Source organism: Pseudomonas sp. Irchel 3E19 (genome assembly GCF_900187585.1).
GTDB lineage: Bacteria > Pseudomonadota > Gammaproteobacteria > Pseudomonadales > Pseudomonadaceae > Aquipseudomonas > Aquipseudomonas baetica.
The window spans coordinates 1-18,467 of the sequence record NZ_FYDT01000044.1 but is presented as its reverse complement, the minus strand read 5'-3'; the positions used below and the strand labels follow the sequence as shown (position 1 = coordinate 18,467).

Annotated in this window: 2 protein-coding genes and 2 pseudogenes; 3 read left to right on the top strand and 1 reads right to left on the bottom strand. The window is 62.4% G+C overall.

From position 1 onward, the window contains the following. From CKW18_RS22640 to CKW18_RS22630, 3 genes and pseudogenes are all read left to right on the top strand, one after another. Nucleotides 1–4,856, top strand: a pseudogene (locus tag CKW18_RS22640) (amino acid adenylation domain-containing protein); the annotation flags it as partial. Further along, the gene (locus CKW18_RS22635; RefSeq protein ID WP_095190835.1) at nt 4,856–17,185 is read left to right on the top strand and encodes a non-ribosomal peptide synthase/polyketide synthase; all 12,330 of its coding nucleotides are present in this window, start codon (nt 4,856–4,858) and stop codon (nt 17,183–17,185) included. The pseudogene CKW18_RS22640 and the gene CKW18_RS22635, both read left to right, overlap by 1 nt. A gap of 85 nt (nt 17,186–17,270) precedes the next feature. Further along, nucleotides 17,271–18,233 carry an alpha/beta hydrolase gene (locus tag CKW18_RS22630; protein WP_095190834.1) on the top strand — a complete coding sequence of 321 codons (963 nt, stop codon included), beginning with the start codon at nt 17,271–17,273 and terminating at the stop codon, nt 18,231–18,233. Between the two features lie 31 nt (nt 18,234–18,264). On the opposite strand, the pseudogene CKW18_RS22625 reads toward CKW18_RS22630, so the two are convergent. Then, a pseudogene (locus tag CKW18_RS22625) lies at nt 18,265–18,467 on the bottom strand (IS110 family transposase); the annotation flags it as partial.

Genomic DNA, 18,467 nt, shown 5'->3' with positions numbered 1-18,467 from the left:
CCAGTCAAGTGCAACAGGATTACGTGGCGCCGCAAAGTGAACTGGAACAGCAGATCGCGGCGATCTGGCAGGACGTGCTGAAACTTGAGCGTGTCGGCCTGACCGATAACTTCTTCGAACTCGGCGGCGACTCGATCATCTCCATTCAAGTGGTCAGTCGCGCACGCGCGGCGGGCATTCGCTTCTCGCCGAAAGACCTGTTCCAGCATCAGACCGTACAGGCGCTGGCTTCGGTGGCGCAGACCGGCAGTGATGAACACACGGTCGATCAAGCCCCAGTACAGGGTGCTTCTTTGTTGCTGCCGATCCAGCAAGCGTTTTTCGCCGAGGCGATTCCCGAGCGTCACCACTACAACCAGTCGGTACTGCTGAAACCGGCCAGCCCGTTGCAAGCCGAGCTTGTCGAGCAAGCCTTGCAGGCACTGGTGCAGCATCACGATGCCTTGCGTCTGTCGTTCAGCGAAAGCGCTGATGGCTGGCGCGCCGAGTACCGTCAAGCGGCGTCCGAAAGTCTGCTGTGGGTGCGCGAAGTCGCTGATGCCGCCGCGCTGGAAAGCCTCGCCAATCAGGCCCAGCGCAGCCTGAACCTGCAAGCCGGGCCGTTGCTGCGCGGGGTGTTGGCGAACCTCGCCGATGGCACTCAACGGCTGTTGCTGGTGATCCATCACCTGGCGGTGGACGGTGTGTCGTGGCGGATTCTGTTCGACGATCTGCAAACCGCCTACAACCAATTTCACGCCGGGCAGGCCTTGCAACTGCCGGCCAAGACCAGTTCGGTCAAAGCCTTCGCCGAACAGTTGCAGGCCCACGCGCGTGGCGCCGAACTGCGGGAGCAATTGGCTTACTGGCAGGCGCAGTTGAGCGATGTGCAGGGCGACCTGCCGTGCCTCGATCCAGAAGCCAGTGCGCTGAACAGTCAGGCCGTTACGGTCGATACGCGACTGGACAAGCAGCTGACCCGACAACTGCTGCAAGAAGCCCCGGCGGCGTATCGCACGCAGGTCAACGACCTGTTGCTGACCGCGCTGGCGCGGGTGATTTGCCGCTGGAGCGGGCACGCCAGCACCTTGATCGAGTTGGAAGGCCATGGCCGTGAAGAGTTGTTCGCCAACATCGATCTGACCCGTACCGTCGGTTGGTTCACCAGTATGTTCCCGGTGAAATTGGCCCCGGCGGCTGACCTCGCCGATTCGATCAAGTCGATCAAGCAGGGCTTGCGTGCGATTCCCGACAAAGGTGTCGGTTTCGGTGCGCTGCGCTTCCTCGGAGACGACGCCACTCGCGCGGCTTTGCAGGCACTGCCGCAACCGCGCATCACCTTCAACTACCTGGGCCAGTTCGACGGTAGCTTCGATGAAGCGCAGGGCGCGTTGTTCAGCCCCGCCGGCGAAGGCGCCGGCGACGAGCAGAGTCCGCTGACCACACTTGGCAACTGGCTGACCCTCAATGGTCAGGTGTTCGACGGTGCGTTGAATCTGGGCTGGACGTTCAGTCGCCAACAGTTCGATCCAGCGCTGATCCAGCAACTGGCCGATGACTACGCCGCTGAGCTGGCGCTGCTGATCGCACACTGTTGCGAGCCGGGCAACCAGGGCATGACGCCGTCGGACTTTCCGTTGGCCGACTTCTCTCAGGCGCAGCTCGATGCTCTGGCACTGCCGGCGCGTGCGGTGGATGACATCTATCCGTTGGCGCCGATGCAGCAGGGCATGTTGTTCCACAGCCTGTATGAAAACGGCAGCGGGCATTACATCAACCAGATGTGCCTGGACATCGAAGGCCTCGACCCACAACGTTTCGAGAATGCCTGGCAGGCCGCCGTCGATGCCCACGACATTCTGCGCAGCAGCTTTGTCTGGCAGGGCAGTGAGCGTCCGCTGCAAGTGGTGCATAAGCAGGTGCGCGTGCCATTCACGTCGCTGGACTGGAGCACTCGCGCCGATGTCACGTCAGCACTCGCTGAACGGGCTTCGGCAGAACTGGCGCAGGGCTTTGATCTGGCCTGCGCGCCGTTGTTGCGTCTGGTGCTGGTGCAGACCGGCGCGCAGCGTTATCACCTGATCTACACCCATCACCACATTCTGATGGATGGCTGGAGTAATTCGCAGTTGCTTGGCGAGGTGCTGCAGCATTATGACGGCCAGACCTTGCCGCGTCAGGCCGGGCGTTACCGCGACTACATCAGCTGGCTGCAAGGGCGCGATGCCAAGGTCAGTGAAGCATTCTGGCTGGAGCAACTGCATTCGTTCGAGGCGCCGACCCGTCTCGCCGAAACCCGTTTCGGCGTTGACGAAGCGGCGTTCGCCAGCAGCCACGCCAGTCACTATCACTGGTTGGACAAAGCGCAGACGCAAGCGCTGAGCGAGTTCGCGCGCACGCAAAAAGTCACCCTCAACACCGTGATCCAGGCCGCCTGGCTGATGCTGCTGCAGCACTACACCGGGCATGCCACCGTGGCCTTCGGTGCCACGGTGTCGGGACGCCCGACCGAGCTCAAAGGCATCGAGCAACAGATCGGCCTGTTCATCAACACCTTGCCGGTCATCGCCAGCCCACGTCCGGAGCAGTCAGTGTCGGCGCTGTTGCAACAAGTGCAGGCGCAAAATGTCGCCCTGCGCGAGCACGAGCACACGCCGCTGTTCGAGATTCAGCGCTGGGCCGGGCAGGGCGGCGAGGGCTTGTTCGACACCTTGCTGGTGTTCGAAAACTACCCGCTGTCGGACGCGCTGCAAGCGCAGGCACCGTCAGGGTTGAGCTTCGGCACCGTGGACAATCAGGAACAGACTAATTTCCCGTTGACCCTGGCCGTTAATCACAATGACACCCTGAGTCTGCACTTTACTTATGCCCACGCTGCTTTCCCTACACACACCGTCGAGCGCCTGGCTGAGCAGGTGGCACACGTGCTCGCGCAGATGGTGAGCGCGCCGGCCGGCCGCAGCCTCGGCGAGATCGACTTGCTGGGCGATGTCACGCGCACGCTGTTGTTGCGCGACTGGAACGCCACGGCCGTCGAAACGTCCGAGCGCCGTCAGGTGCAGCAATGCATCGAAGCGCAGGCACGACTGACCCCGGATGCCGTGGCGCTGGTGACCGAGCAGACCACGCTGACGTATGCGCAACTCAATGCCCAGGCCAACCGTTTGGCCCATGCATTGATCGAGCGCGGCGTCGGCCCCGACGTATTGGTCGGGCTGGCGATGTCGCGCAGCGTGCAGATGGTGGTCGGCCTGCTGGCGATCCTCAAGGCGGGCGGTGCCTACGTGCCGCTGGATCCGGCCTATCCGCAGGATCGTCTGACCTACATGGTCGAGGACAGCGGCATTGCCTTGCTGCTGACTGAATCCAGCCTGCAACCGCGCTTTGCCGATGTCGCGGTGACCACGCTGTTGCTCGATCAGCCAGCACAATGGCTGGCTGCTTACAGCGAACGCGATCCGCAGGTGCTGATCGATGAGCACAACCTCGCCTACGTGATCTACACCTCCGGCTCCACCGGCAAGCCGAAGGGCGTGACCTTGCGTCATGGCGGCATGAGCAACCACATGCAGTGGATGCAGGAATGCCTGCAACTGACGCCTGCGGATCGCGTTCTGCAAAAGACTGCGATCAGCTTCGATGCGTCGGTCTGGGAATTCTGGCTGCCGCTGATGAACGGCGCGCAACTGGTGCTAGCCTCGGCGCAATTCAATCTTGACCTGACCACGCTGTGGGCCGATGTCGCACGCCTGCGCATCAGCGTGCTGCAAATGGCGCCGTCGCTGCTGCAGGCGCTGTTGCCGCTGGCGAGCCGTGAACAACTAACCTCGTTGCGGCTGTTGCTGTGCGGTGGCGAGGCGCTGAGTGCGCACTTGTCGCGTCAAGTGCTGGCGCTGTTCGACGGCGAATTGCGCAATCTCTACGGCCCGACCGAAGCGACCATCGACACCAGCAGCCACGCCGTGCCGCGCTCGGTCGAAGATGACGCGCGGATCATGCCGATCGGGCGTCCGATCAACAATGTCCGCACCTATGTGCTGGACGCGGCGCTGCAACCTTGCGCCATCGGTGCCACGGGCGAGTTGTACATCGCCGGTGACTCGCTGGCCCGCGGGTATCACCAGCGCGGCGCGCTGACCGCCGAACGCTTTATTCCTGATCCATTCGCCGGTTTCGGAGGCCGTCTGTACCGCACCGGCGACCTGGCGCGCTATGCCGAGGACGGCGTGATCGAGTACATCGGCCGCATCGACCATCAAGTGAAGATCCGCGGTCTGCGCATCGAACTGGGTGAAATCGAAGCACGCCTGCAAGCACTGCCCGAGGTTCGTGATGCGGTGGTGCTGGCACGGGAAGAGTTGAGCGGGCCGAACCTGGTCGCTTATCTGGTCAGCCACGACAACAGCCTCGACTCGGCGCCTCTGGCCGAGCAACTCAAGGCGCAATTGGCCCGGCAGGTGCCGGATTTCATGGTGCCGACCCACCTGGTGTTCCTTGACCAATTGCCGCTGACGCCCAACGGCAAACTCGATCGCAAGGCCTTGCCGGCGCCGGACACCCGCGCGCATCAGTCGGTCTATCTGGCGCCGCAAAGCGAGCTGGAATGCAAGGTCGCGGTGATCTGGCAAGACGTGTTGAAAATCGAGCAGGTCGGGCTGGCTGACGACTTCTTCGAACTCGGCGGGCACTCGCTGCTGGTGGTCAATGTGGTCTCGCGCCTGCAACTCGAACTGGGCCTGAAGCTGACGCCCCAACTGATATTCCAATTCCCGGTGCTGGGTGCGTTTGTCGCGCAACTCGAGCAGTCCGGCGAGCAAATGAGCACGTCGAAATTGAGCAAGCTTGAAGCGCTGCTTGATGAATTTGAGGAGGTTTGATGGACACCGCTGTCGCACAACGTATTGCCAGGCGCTTCATAACGCTGCCGCTGGAAAAACGTCGCTTGTACTTGCAGAAAATGCTCGAAGAGGACGTTTCCCCGGCGAACCTGCCGATTCCGCCTGTCAGTGCCGAGTTCGACACCTTGTCGTTGTCTTTCGCCCAGGAACGCCAATGGTTCCTGTGGCAGCTGGATCCCGACAGTGCTGCTTACCACATGCCCACAGCCCTGCGTTTGCGCGGGCCGCTGGACGTCGCTGCACTGGAGAAAAGTTTCCATGCGCTGGTGGCGCGCCACGACAGTCTGCGCACCACCTTCGTGCTCAACGGCGAGCACGCCGTGCAGCAGGTACAAGCGGTTTCGCCGGTGCAACTGCAAGCGCAAGTACTGGCGCAGATGCCGGACGAAACGCAACTGCGTCACCTGATCGAAGAAGAAACCCGTCAACTGTTCGACCTGCAACAAGGACCATTGCTGCGCACACGCCTGCTGCAACTGGCGCCTGACGATCATGTGCTGATCGTGACCTTGCACCACATCGTCTCCGATGGCTGGTCGATGCAGGTGATGGTCGAGGAGCTGGTCACAGGTTACGCCGCGTTCATTCAAGGGCAGACGCCGCTGTTGCCCGAATTGCCGATCCAGTACGCCGACTATGCAATCTGGCAGCGGCACTGGATGGAGGCGGGCGAGCGTGAGCGTCAACTCGAATACTGGATCGCGCGCCTCGGCGGTCAGCAACCGGTACTCCAATTGCCGAGCGATTTTGCCCGCCCGGCGGTCATGAGTTATCGCGGTGCACGTCTGGAGCTGGACATCGACACCGCGTTGGCCAGCGGTCTCAAGCAGATGGCGCAACGCGAAGGGGTCAGTCTGTTCATGATCCTGCTGGCCTCGTTCCAGGCGTTGTTGCATCGCTACAGCGGCCAGAATGACATCCGCGTCGGCGTGCCGACGGCCAACCGCAACCGCGTGGAAACCGAGCGCCTGATCGGCTTTTTCGTCAACACCCAGGTGCTCAAGAGCGAGGTCGACAGTCAGGACCCGTTCAGCGCGTTGCTGCAGCAGGTCAAGCAGACTGCGCTGGGCGCCCAGGCGCATCAGGATCTGCCGTTCGAGCAATTGGTCGAAGCGCTGCAACCCGAGCGCAACCTCAGTCACAGTCCGCTGTTCCAGGTGATGTTCAATCACCAGACCCAAGGCTTGTCGACTGCAGCGCCGGTGGGCGGTTTGAAAGTCGAGGGCTTGCGTTGGGATAGCCACAGCGCGCAGTTCGATCTGACCCTGGAAACCGTCGAGCACAGCGACGGCCTGTCGGCGGCGCTGATCTACGCCACCGATCTGTTTGGCGCCGACACCGTCGCGCGCATGGCCGGGCATTGGCAGAACCTGTTGCGCGGGATTGTCGCCAATCCGGCACAGACCATCGGCGAACTGCCGCTGCTGAGCGCCGCCGAGCATCAAGCGCAGCTCAACGACGGCAACCGCAGCGTCGTGCCGGCACCGGAAAAGGGCTTCGTTCATCAACTGTTCGAAGTACAAGCGGCGCGCACTGCCGATGCCCCGGCGCTGGTGATTGATGGCCAACGCTTGAGCTACGCTCAGCTCAATGCCCGGGCCAACCAGTTGGCGCGCAAGCTGCAAACTCTCGGTGTGGCGCCGGATGTGCTGGTCGGCATTTCGGTCGAGCGCAGCACGCACATGCTGGTCGGTCTGCTGGCGATCCTCAAGGCGGGCGGCGCCTATCTGCCGCTGGATCCAGCATTCCCGCAGGATCGTCTGGCGTACATGATCGATGACAGCTGCATCGATTTGCTGTTGACGCAGAGCTCGCTGCTCAGCCAGTTGCCGGTCCCGGACGCTGTCACCACGCTGGTGCTGGATCAAGAGGGCGACTGGCTCGATGGCTTTGCCGGCGATGATCTGCCGACACATCTTGACACCGAGCATCTGGCTTACGCGATCTACACCTCCGGCTCCACCGGCCAGCCGAAAGGCGTGATGGTTCGCCACGGTGCGTTGACCAATTTCGTCGCCAGCATGGCCAAGGCCCCGGGCCTGGTCGCGCAGGATCGGGCGCTGTCGCTGACCACGTTCTCGTTCGATATTTTTGGCCTGGAAATCTATGTACCGCTGATGGTCGGCGCGTGCATCGTCCTGACCGGTCAGGAGGTCGCTCAGGATCCGTACGCGGTGCTGGCGCTGATGACCGCCGAGCAGGTCAACGTGGTGCAGGCGACGCCGTCGACCTGGCGTATGCTGCTCGACAACGAAAACGCCGCACAGCTGCGCGGTTGCAAGTGCCTGTGCGGCGGCGAAGCGCTGCCTCAGGAATTGGCGGTGCGCCTGCTTGCGCTGGGCGGTGAAGTGTGGAACCTCTACGGGCCGACCGAAACCACGATTTGGTCGGCGTTGCATCCGCTGCGTTCGCAGGATGCGCAACCTTGGCTGGGCGGGCCGATTGACAACACCACGCTGTACATCGTCGGTGCCGATTTGCTGCCGGTGCCTTATGGCGTGGCCGGTGAGTTGCTGATCGGCGGTGAAGGCCTGGCGCGCGGTTACTTCCAGCGTCCGGCGCTGACGGCCGAACGGTTTGTGCCGCACCCTTATTCCGCGACGGGCGAGCGTCTGTACCGCACTGGCGACCTTGCGCGTCAGCGTGCCGACGGCATCCTCGAATACCTCGGCCGGATCGACCATCAGGTGAAAATCCGTGGCTTCCGCATTGAGTTGGGCGAGATCGAAGCGCGTCTGCTCGAACAGGACGCCGTGCGCGAAGCGGCCGTGCTGGCGCAGGATGCTCCGGGTGGTCAGGCGCTGGTGGCTTACGTGGTGCCGAGCGCTGATCTGAGCACGCTCGATGCCGACGCACAGAGCCGCTTGCGCGACAGCCTCAATGCACGCCTCAAGATCAATCTGCCGGATTACATGGTGCCGGCGCACATGGTGCTGCTGGCGCGTTTCCCGCTGACGCCGAACGGCAAGCTCGATCGCAAACAGTTGCCCAAACCCGATGCCAGCCAATGGCGCAAAACCTATGTGGCCCCAGAGACGCCGGTGCAACAGGCCGTTGCGTCGATCTGGGCCGAGATTCTCAAGGTCGAACGTGTCGGCCTCAGTGACAATTTCTTCGAGCTGGGCGGTCATTCGTTGCTGGCCACGCAAGTGGTGTCGCGCATTCGCCAGCACCTCGAGATTCAGGTGCCGTTGCGCCTGCTGTTCGCCCACAATAGCCTGCAAGGGTTTGTCGAGGCGCTGGCCCCGGCGTCTGCCGAGCAGGACCCGGCGATCAGCCGCGTTTCGCGCGAGCAGCCGCTGGCCTTGTCTTTCGCGCAACAGCGCCAGTGGTTCCTCTGGCAACTGGACCTGACCAGCAGCGCTTATCACATCCCGGCGGCGCTGCGTTTGCGCGGCGAACTGGATCAAGTGGCGCTGCAACAGAGTTTCGATGCGCTGGTGGAACGCCATGAAAGTTTGCGTACCCGCTTCGTGCTGGACAACGAACGTCCGGTGCAAGTCATTGAGGCTGCTGCCGCCGTGACCATCGCGGTTGCATCGGTCGATGCCGCGCTCGACGCGCCAGCCCTGCGTGGCTTGATCGAAGCCGAAACCCGGCAACTGTTCGATTTGCAGCGTGGGCCGCTGTTGCGGGTCAAACTCCTGCAATTGGCCGCTGACGACCATGTGCTGATTCTGACCCAACACCACATCGTCTCCGATGCCTGGTCGATGCAAATCATGGTCGATGACCTGATGCAGCTGTACGCCGGTTTCAGTCAGGGTCAACCGGCTGCACTGGCACCGTTGCCGATCCAGTACGCCGACTATGGCCACTGGCAGCGGCAATGGCTGGAAGCGGGGGAGCAGCAACGGCAACTGGATTACTGGACGGCGCAGTTGGGCGGCGAACAGCCGATTCTCGAACTGGCCACCGATCATCCGCGTCCGGCACAGCAAAGCTATCGCGGCGCGCGCCTGCCGATCAGCCTTGAACCGGCGCTGGCGGAAGGTCTCAAGCGTCTGGCCAAAGAGCGCAACACCACGTTGTTCATGCTGTTGTTGGCGGGCTTCCAGACCTTGTTGCATCGCTACACCGGGCAAAACGATATTCGCGTCGGCGTGCCGATTGCCAATCGTAATCGCGTGGAAACCGAGCGCCTGCTGGGCTTCTTCGTCAACACGCAAGTGCTCAAGGCTGACATCGACGGCAACCTGCGTTTCGACCAGTTGCTTGATCAGGTCAAGCAGCGCGCCTTGGGAGCGCAAGCGCATCAGGATCTGCCGTTCGAGCAGTTGGTGGAATTGCTCGCACCCGCTCGCAACCTGAGCCATACACCGTTGTTTCAGGTGATGTTCAACCACGCCAGCGATGCGCGTCGCGCCGTCTCGGCGTTGCCAGGCCTGAGCCTGGAAGAGCTGACCTGGGACGCCGGCACCGCACAGTTCGACCTGACGCTGGACACCTTCGAGTTCGATGAAGGCATCAGTGCGGCGCTGTCGTATGCCAGCGATCTGTTCGAACCTGCGACCATCGCCCGGCTGGGTGAGCATTTCCTCAATCTGTTGCGCGCGATCGTCGCACAGCCGACCCGACGCATTGGCGAACTGCCGATGCTCGACGCGGCGCAGCGCCGAGTGATCGTCGAAGACTGGAACCACACGTTTGCCGACTACCCGAATCAGCAGCCGGTGCATCATTTGATCGAAGCGCAGGTCGAGCGTGCTCCGCACGCGGTGGCGCTGGTGTTCGAAGGGCAGTCGCTGACTTACCGTGAACTCAACGAGCGGGCCAACCGTTTGGCCCATGCCCTGATCGCGCGGGGCATTGGCCCGGATGTGCTGGTGGGCATCTCGGTGCATCGCAGTCTGGAAATGGTCGTCGGCTTGCTGGCCATTCTCAAGGCTGGTGGCGCTTACGTGCCGCTGGATCCGGAGTACCCGACCGAACGTCTGGCGTACATGATCGATGACAGCGGCATTCAATGGTTGTTGACGCAACAGGCGCTGGTCGAGACCTTGCCGATTCCCGATCACGTGCAGACGCTGCTACTCGACGCCGATGACGCGTGGCTGGGCGACGCCGAGTCGAGCAATCCGACGCCAGCGCTGACCGCACAAAACCTCGCGTACGTGATTTATACCTCCGGCTCCACCGGCAAGCCGAAGGGCGCCGGCAACAGCCACGGCGCGCTGACCAACCGCTTGTGCTGGATGCAGCAGGCTTATGAGCTGCGCGGCGGTGACAGCGTGCTGCAAAAGACGCCGTTCAGTTTTGATGTGTCGGTTTGGGAATTCTTCTGGCCCCTGATGACCGGTGTACGTCTGGTCGTCGCGGCACCGGGCGACCATCGTGATCCGGCGAAACTGGTCAGCCTGATCGAGCGCGAAGCGATCACCACCCTGCATTTTGTGCCGTCGATGCTGCAAGCGTTTGTGCTGGATGCCAATGTCAGCCGCTGCACCAGCCTGACCCGCATTGTCTGCAGCGGCGAAGCGCTGCCGGTCGATGCGCAGCAACAGGTCTTCGCCAAGTTGCCGAATGCCGGTCTGTACAACCTCTACGGCCCGACCGAAGCGGCGATCGACGTGACCCATTGGACCTGCCGCGACGAAGGTCGCGATGCGGTGCCGATCGGCGAGCCGATTGCCAACCTGATGACCTATATTCTCGACGCCGAACTCAACCCGGTGCCGAGTGGTGTCAACGGCGAGCTGTACCTCAGTGGTCAAGGGCTGGCGCGCGGCTACCACCGTCGCCCGGAATTGACCGCCGAACGCTTTGTCGCCAGTCCGTTCGTGGCCGGCGAGCGCCTGTATCGCACCGGCGATCTGGCGCGCTATCGCCCGAACGGCGTGATCGACTACATCGGCCGTATCGACCATCAGGTGAAGATCCGCGGTTTCCGCATTGAGCTGGGTGAGATCGAAGCGCGCCTGCTCGAGCACGACGCCGTGCGTGAAGCGGTGGTCGTTGCGCAGGACAGCCGCAGCGGCAAAGTCCTCAGTGGTTATGTCGTCGCTACCGAGTTCGACGCGTCGGACTGGCCGTCGATGCGTGAAACCCTGCAGGCGCATTTGCGCCAGACCTTGCCGGAACACATGGTGCCTGCGCACCTGACCCTGTTGCAGAGCATGCCGCTGAGCCCCAACGGCAAGCTCGACCGCAAGGCACTGCCAGCGCCGGATGTGGCCGAAGCCCAGCAAGATTTTGTCGCGCCGATCAATGCGATTGAAACAGCGCTCGCGGAAATCTGGCAAGCGGTGCTCGGTGTGGCTCAGGTCGGTACGGCGGATAACTTCTTCGCCCTCGGTGGCGACTCGATCAACTCGATTCAAGTGGTCAGCCGCGCGCGTCAGCAAGGCATTGGCCTGACGCCGAAAGACCTGTTTCTGCATCAGAACATTCAAGCGTTGGCGCGCGCGGCCACGGCCGCCGAGGAAGCACTGATCGATCAAGGCCCGGTCACGGGTGACAGTCCGCTGGTGCCGATGCAGCAGTGGTTCTTCGCCAGTGATATTCCGCACCGCGAGCACTGGAACCAGTCCGTCATGCTGACGCCGCGCGAGGCGCTGAACGTCGCGCACTTGCAGCAGGCGTTGGCGCATGTCGTGGCGCATCACGACGCCTTGCGTCTGCGTTTTGTGCCGGCGAGCAATGGCGCTTGGCAGGCCAGCCATCAAGCACCCGCCGAGCAGGTGCCGGAAATCTGGCAACGCTCAGCCGAGGGCGCTGACGAAATTGTCGCCATCGCCGATCAGGCCCAACGCAGTCTCGATCTGCAAAACGGCCCGTTGTTGCGCTGCACACTGATTGCCGTGCAGGACGGCAGCGAGCGTCTGCACCTGGCGATTCACCACTTGGTGATGGACGGCGTATCGTGGCGCGTGTTGCTGGAAGATTTGCAAACGGCCTATCGTCAACTGAGTTCGAACCAAGCGGTGACGCTGCCGGCGAAATCCACCGCGTTCAAAACCTGGGCTGAACAGTTGCAGGCCTATGCGCACAGCGAAACGCTGAACAAGGAACTCGACTACTGGGCCCGTCAGCTCGATCAGGCCTTGCCGGAGTTGCCGCGCAGTCGTCCCGAGGGCAGCCAGGCGTCGCTGCATGGCCGTTCGGTCAATACGCGGCTGGATGCCGAACAGACCCATCGTCTGCTCAAGCAGGCGCCGTCGGCGTATCGCACTCAGGTCAATGACTTGTTGCTCAGCGCCCTGGCGCAAGTGATTTGCCAGTGGACGGCGCAACCGGCGTGCCTGGTGCAGCTTGAGGGTCATGGTCGCGAAGAGCTGTTCGATGGCGTCGACCTGAGCCGCACGGTGGGCTGGTTCACCAGCCTGTTCCCGGTGCTGCTGACCCCGGCGAAACAGCCGGCCGAGGCGATCAAACGCATCAAGGAACAACTGCGCGCGGTACCGGAAAAAGGCCTGGGTTATGGCGTGTTGCGCTACCTTGGCGCGGACGCTGTCCAGCAACGTCTGGCGCAATTGCCGCAAGCGCGGATTACCTTCAACTACCTCGGCCAGTTCGATCAGAGCTTCGATGAGCACGCGCTGTTCGTACCGAGTGAAGAGGGCAGCGGGGCCGGGCACGGCGACGACGTCGCCCTGAGCAACTGGCTGACCATCGATGGCCGGGTGTTCAACGGGCAATTGTCGCTGGATTGGACGTTCAGCCGCGATGTCTTCGACGAAGCGGTGATTCAGCAACTGGCTGATGCTTACGCGGTGGCGCTGGAGCAGTTGATCGAGCATTGCTGCTGCGAGGAACATCAGGGCCTGACGCCTTCCGACTTCCCGTTGGCGCGTCTGACCCAGCCGCAGCTGGATCGTCTGCCGGTGCCGGTGGCTCAGGTTGACGATATCTATCCGCTGTCGCCGATGCAGGACGGCATGCTGTTCCACACCTTGGCCGACGACAGTTCCGGTTTGTATATCAATCAGATCAGCCTGCCGGTGCACGGTCTGGACACCGAACGGTTTGCTCGGGCCTGGGAATACGTGATCGGCCGCGAGGATATTCTGCGCACCAGTTTCCACTTCCCGGAAGGCTCGAATACTCCGGTGCAGATCGTCCATCGTCAGGTCGAATTGCAACTGACCGTGGAAGACTGGCGCACAAAAGACATCAGTGAAGCCGCCGTCACCGAACGGGCAACCGCCGATTATCTGGCCGGGTTCGACCTCAGCCAGGCGCCGTTGCAGCGCGTCTTGCTGCTGCGTCTGGAAGACGATCGCTACCAGATGATCTGGACCTGCCACCACATCCTGATGGACGGCTGGAGCAGTTCGCGGTTGTTCGGTGAGGTGATGCAGTTCTACAGCCATGGCCAGGTGCAGGGGCGCAATGGCCGCTATCGCGAATTCATCGAATGGCTGCAACGCCAGGATCAGGGGTCGCTGGAAGGTTTCTGGCGCAACCGCCTCGAGCCGCTGCAACAGGCGACGTCGCTGAATCAGGCGATGTTCCCGCGGCATGTCGAGGAACTGCCGGGGCACGAGGCGATTTACTCACGTTGGGATGCGGCGCAAACCGCGCGCTTGCAGCAGGTTTGCCGTGCCTTGCAAATCACCCCGAACACCTTGATTCAGGGTGCGTGGTTGCTGCTGCTGCAACGCTTTACCGGGCAGAACACCGTGGTGTTCGGCGCGACCGTTTCGGGGCGCCCGGCCGGTTTGGCCAACGCCGACAATATTCTTGGCCTGTTCATCAACACCTTGCCGGTGATTCAGACCCTGCGCCCGGAGCAGCCGCTGGATCAGTGGCTGCAGCAACTGCAGGCTTACAACACCGATATTCGCGAGTTTTCCCATGCACCGCTGGCGGACATTCAGCGTTGGTCGGGGCTGGGCGGGCAGGGCTTGTTCGACAGCATCATCGTTTTCGAGAACTACCCGATCGACGAACGTCTGGGCGAGCAGCAGGACAGCGGTCTGAGCTTCGGTGAGTCGCGCAATCATGACGTGACCAACTTCCCGATGGACCTGGCGGTCAATCTCGGCGAGCAGCTGTCGATCGAATATCTGTTCCTGCGCAATGCCTTCAGCCTGGATGCGGTGGAGCAGATCCGTCGCACCCTGGAAGACACCCTTGAAGCCATGATCGTCGCGCCGAGCGAGCGTCTGGGCAACCTGCAGCGTTTGTCCGCGCAACAATGGCAAGCGTTTGAACAATGGAGCGCAGCGCCTGGCGCAAGTTATCAGGCGCAGTTGCTGCCTGAGTTGATTGCCCGCCATGCCCAGTCGCGTCCAGAGGCCACGGCACTGGTGTGCGGTGACGCTACGCTGAGCTACGGTGAACTGGAGCGTCGCGCCAACCGTCTCGCTCATCGTCTGATCGAACTGGGTGCCGGGCCGGAAGCGGTCATCGGTGTGGCGCTGGAGCGCTCGGTCGAGATGGTCGTGGCGTTGCTCGCGGTGATGAAAAGCGCTTCGGCGTATGTGCCGCTGGACATCGATTATCCGCCGGAGCGTCTGGCGTTCATGATCGAAGATTCGGCCATGGCGCTGCTGCTCACCCACACGCAGGTGCAGGAGCGCTTGCCGGTGGTTGAGGGCCTGGCCCGTCTGGCCATCGATGGTTTCGACGACAGCGGTTACCGCGACACGCCGCCGGTCAGCGGCTTGCTCGCAGGCAACCTTGCGTATCTGATCTACACCTCCGGCTCCACCGGGCGGCCGAAAGGTGTCGCGGTGGCGCACGGGCCGATGAGCATGCATTGCCAGGCCATCGCCGAGCTGTACGACATGGACGAGCACAGCCGTGAACTGCATTTCATGTCGTTCGCCTTTGACGGCGCCCACGAGCGCTGGCTGAGCACGTTGTTCAGTGGCGGCACGCTGGTGATCCGTGATGCCAGTTTGTGGACACCGGAACAGACCTTCGAGGCCCTGCATCAGCACGGCATCACGATTGCCTGTTTCCCGCCGGCCTACCTGAAACAACTGGCCGAATACGCCGCACACAGCCAATTGGCGCCGCCGCCGGTGCGCGTATATTGCTTCGGCGGCGACGCGGTGCCGGATCAAACCTTTGAGCAGGTGAAAGCCGCGTTGCGTCCGCAATTCTTCACCAACGGTTATGGCCCGACCGAAACCGTGGTCACGCCGATGCTGTGGAAGGTGCCGGTCAGCGAGCGCTGTGAAGCGGCTTACGCGCCGATCGGTCGTGCTGTCGGCGAGCGTGCGCTGTACGTGCTCGACGAAGATCTCAACCCGCTGCCACCGGGCATTGCCGGCGAGCTGTACATCGGCGGCCAGGGCATCGCCCGTGGTTACTACCAGCGTCCGGACTTGAGTGCCGAGCGTTTCGTGCCGGACCCGTTCGGCCCGCCGGGTGAGCGTCTGTATCGCAGCGGTGACCTGGTGCGCCAGCGTGCCGACGGCGTGCTCGATTACGTCGGGCGGATCGACCATCAGATCAAGGTGCGCGGCTTCCGTATAGAACTGGGTGAAATCGAAGCCAGTCTGCGCCAGCTCGCCGATGTCAGCGATGCCTTGGTGATCGCCCGCGACAGTGCTTCGGGCAAACAATTGATCGGTTACGTGGTGACACCAGAAGGCGTGGCCATTGGTGATCGACTGAAGTCCGAGTTGCGTGCGCAACTGCCCGATTACATGGTGCCGGCGCAGGTGATCTGCCTGGCCGCGTTGCCGGTCACGCCGAACGGCAAACTCGATCGTCAGGCCTTGCCTGAGCCCGAGTTCAAAGGCGCGGAGTATGTGCCAGGGCGCAGCCGTGACGAGCAACTGCTGGCCGAGGTCTGGGCCGATGTGTTGCAAGTGGAGCGCGTGGGCATCACCGACAACTTCTTCGAACTGGGTGGCGACTCGATCCTCAGCCTGCAAGTGGTCTCGCGGGTGCGTAACCATGCGGAGCTGAAGCTGGATCTGAAACTGCGCGATCTGATGCGTGGCCAGACCATCGAAGCGATTTTCGAGCAGCGTTCGAGCGCAGTGGCGAGCGTGATTGAAGACGTGACGCAGGTGGCGGCCGAAGGGCAGTTCAACCTGATTCCGATCCAGCAATGGCTGTTCGATCAGCGCATGAGCGAGCCGCATCACTACAACCAGGCATTGATGTTGCGAGCGCGGCAGGCGCTCAACCTGCCAGCGCTGGAAATGGCCCTGCGCGCGATGATGCAGCAACACGATGCACTGCGCTTGCACTTCAGCGATGTCGGCGGGCGCCATTATCAACATTACCAGCCGCTGGCGGACATGCACGCGCAATGGGCCAGCGAACCGTTGCTGTGGCAGCACGAAGTGGCCGATGAAGCCGAGCTGGAACTGTACGCCGAGCAAGTGCAACGCAGCCTTGACCTGCAAAACGGCCCGGTGTGGCGCACGGCGCACGTGACCTTGGCGGATGGCGAAATCCGCGTGCTGATGGTCATTCATCACTTGGTGATCGACACGGTGTCGTGGCGTTTGCTGTTGCAGGATTTGCAGGTGGCTTACGAGGCGTACAGCGCCGGTGGCTCGCCGAACCTGCCGATTCGCACCAGCAGCTATCGCGCCTGGGCCGAAGGCTTGCAAGCCTACGCGGCGGATTATCCGCCGGAGGAAAAGGCCTGGTGGCTGGCGCAGATCGACCAGCCCGGCAGCGAGTTGCCGTGCGATAACCCGCGCGGCAAGAATCAGGTGCAATACCAGTCGGTAGCGCATTTGGGCTTGTCGGAACAGCACACCCAGCAACTGCTCAAGCAAGTGCCGGCGGTGTATCAGACGCAGATCAACGATGTGCTGCTGGCGGCGTTGAGCCGGGTGTTGTGCCGCTGGAGTGAGCAGTCCTCGGTGCTGATTCAACTTGAGGGCCACGGTCGTGAGGACCTGGTCAAGGACATCGACCTGAGCCGCAGTCTCGGCTGGTTCACCAGCATGTTCCCGGTGCGCCTGACACCGGGCGAGAACGCCGACATCGGCACCTCGGTGCGTGCCGTGCAACGGCAATTGGCGGTGGTGCCGAACAAGGGCCTGGGTTACGGCGTGCTGCGTCACATGAGCGGCGGGCAAATGGCTGAAACATTGAGTCAGGCACCGCAGGCACGGGTGACCTTCAACTACCTCGGGCAGTTTGACCAGAGCTTCGATGACAAGGCCATGCTGGTGCCGGCGGCAGAAAGCTACGGCAGTTGCTACAGCCCGCACGCTGCCTTGGGTAACTGGCTGGAAGTGGTGGGGCAGGTGTATGACGGGCGCTTGGCCTTGCGCTGCATTTACAGCACCCGTCGTTACCGCGCCGAGACCGTCGAACAGCTGATGCGCGAGTATCAGGCGGAACTGGAGGCGTTGATCGAGCACTGTGTCGCACAAGCGGCCTAAGTATTGGGCCTGATCCATCGTTATACACAGAGGAGCCCTGGCGGCTCCTCTTTTTGTCTGTGGCTATTTCATAAGGAAACCTGCGATGTCCCTGCATCCGGAACTCAATGCCTTCCTCGACCTGGCCGAAGAAAGCCAGGCCGACGGCCCCGGCCCGTTTCATTTGTCGACGCCGGCTCAGGCCCGGGAAGCTTTCGAGCGCACCACGGAGCAGTTGCGCTGGGGCGCTCCGTCGCAGGTCGCTTGCGTGACGCTGCCGTACACCGCACGTGACGGTGCCAGCCTGGAATTGCGCCTGTACCGTCCCGCCAATACGCAGGCCGAGGCGCTGCCGGTGCTGGTGTATTTCCACGGTGGCGGTTATGTGGTCGGCAGTCTGCAATCCCACGATGGCGTATGCCGCGAGTTCTGCGCCCGGACGCCGTGTGCAGTGTTGTCGGTGGGCTATCGCGTGGCCCCGGAGCACAAGTTTCCAACGCCGCTCAATGATGGGGCCGATGCCCTGGCCTGGCTGGCGCAGCACGCCGCGGCTGAAGGTCTGGATGTCACGCGCGTGGCGTTCGGTGGCGACAGCGTCGGTGCCACATTGGCGACGGTGCTGGCCCTGCAATCGGCGCGCGAACCGCACTCGCTGGCGATCAGACCTTGCCTGCAATTGCTCTGCTATCCGGTGACGGACGCGTCGACCAGCAGCCCCTCGACCGAGCTGTTTGGCGAAGGCTATCTGCTGGAAAGCGAGACACTGGAATGGTTTTACCGGCACTACGCCAACGACGCCGCGGATCGTCTGGACTGGCGCTTCTCGCCGTTGCTGGCGACGGATTTCCAAGGCATGGCCCCGGCGGTGATTGCCCTGGCCGGGCACGATCCGTTACTGGATGAAGGCCGCGCCTATGCCCGGCGTCTGCAAGAGCAGGGCGTCAGTGTGGAGCTGATCGAGTACAACGGTTTGATTCACGACTTCCTGCGTCTGCAGAGCGTGGTTCCAGACATCGATAACGTCTACACACAACTCACCCAAACCCTGCGCACAGCCCTCTCGCACTAATCTCATTTCTCTGTAGATACCGTCTTGCCCCTCATCGGGCAAGGGCAATTTTCGGGTCAAATGGCTGACCCGATTTGAGAACGGCATAGACGAAATGCAGCAGCTTACGCATCGCTGCACAGATGATTTGCTTGGGGGCCTTGCCGTTGGCCTTCAAGCGGTCCTTCATGGCGATGATTGCTTTGTTGTGCTTCAGTGCAACCAATCCAGGCATGTATAGACCCGCCCGAACGC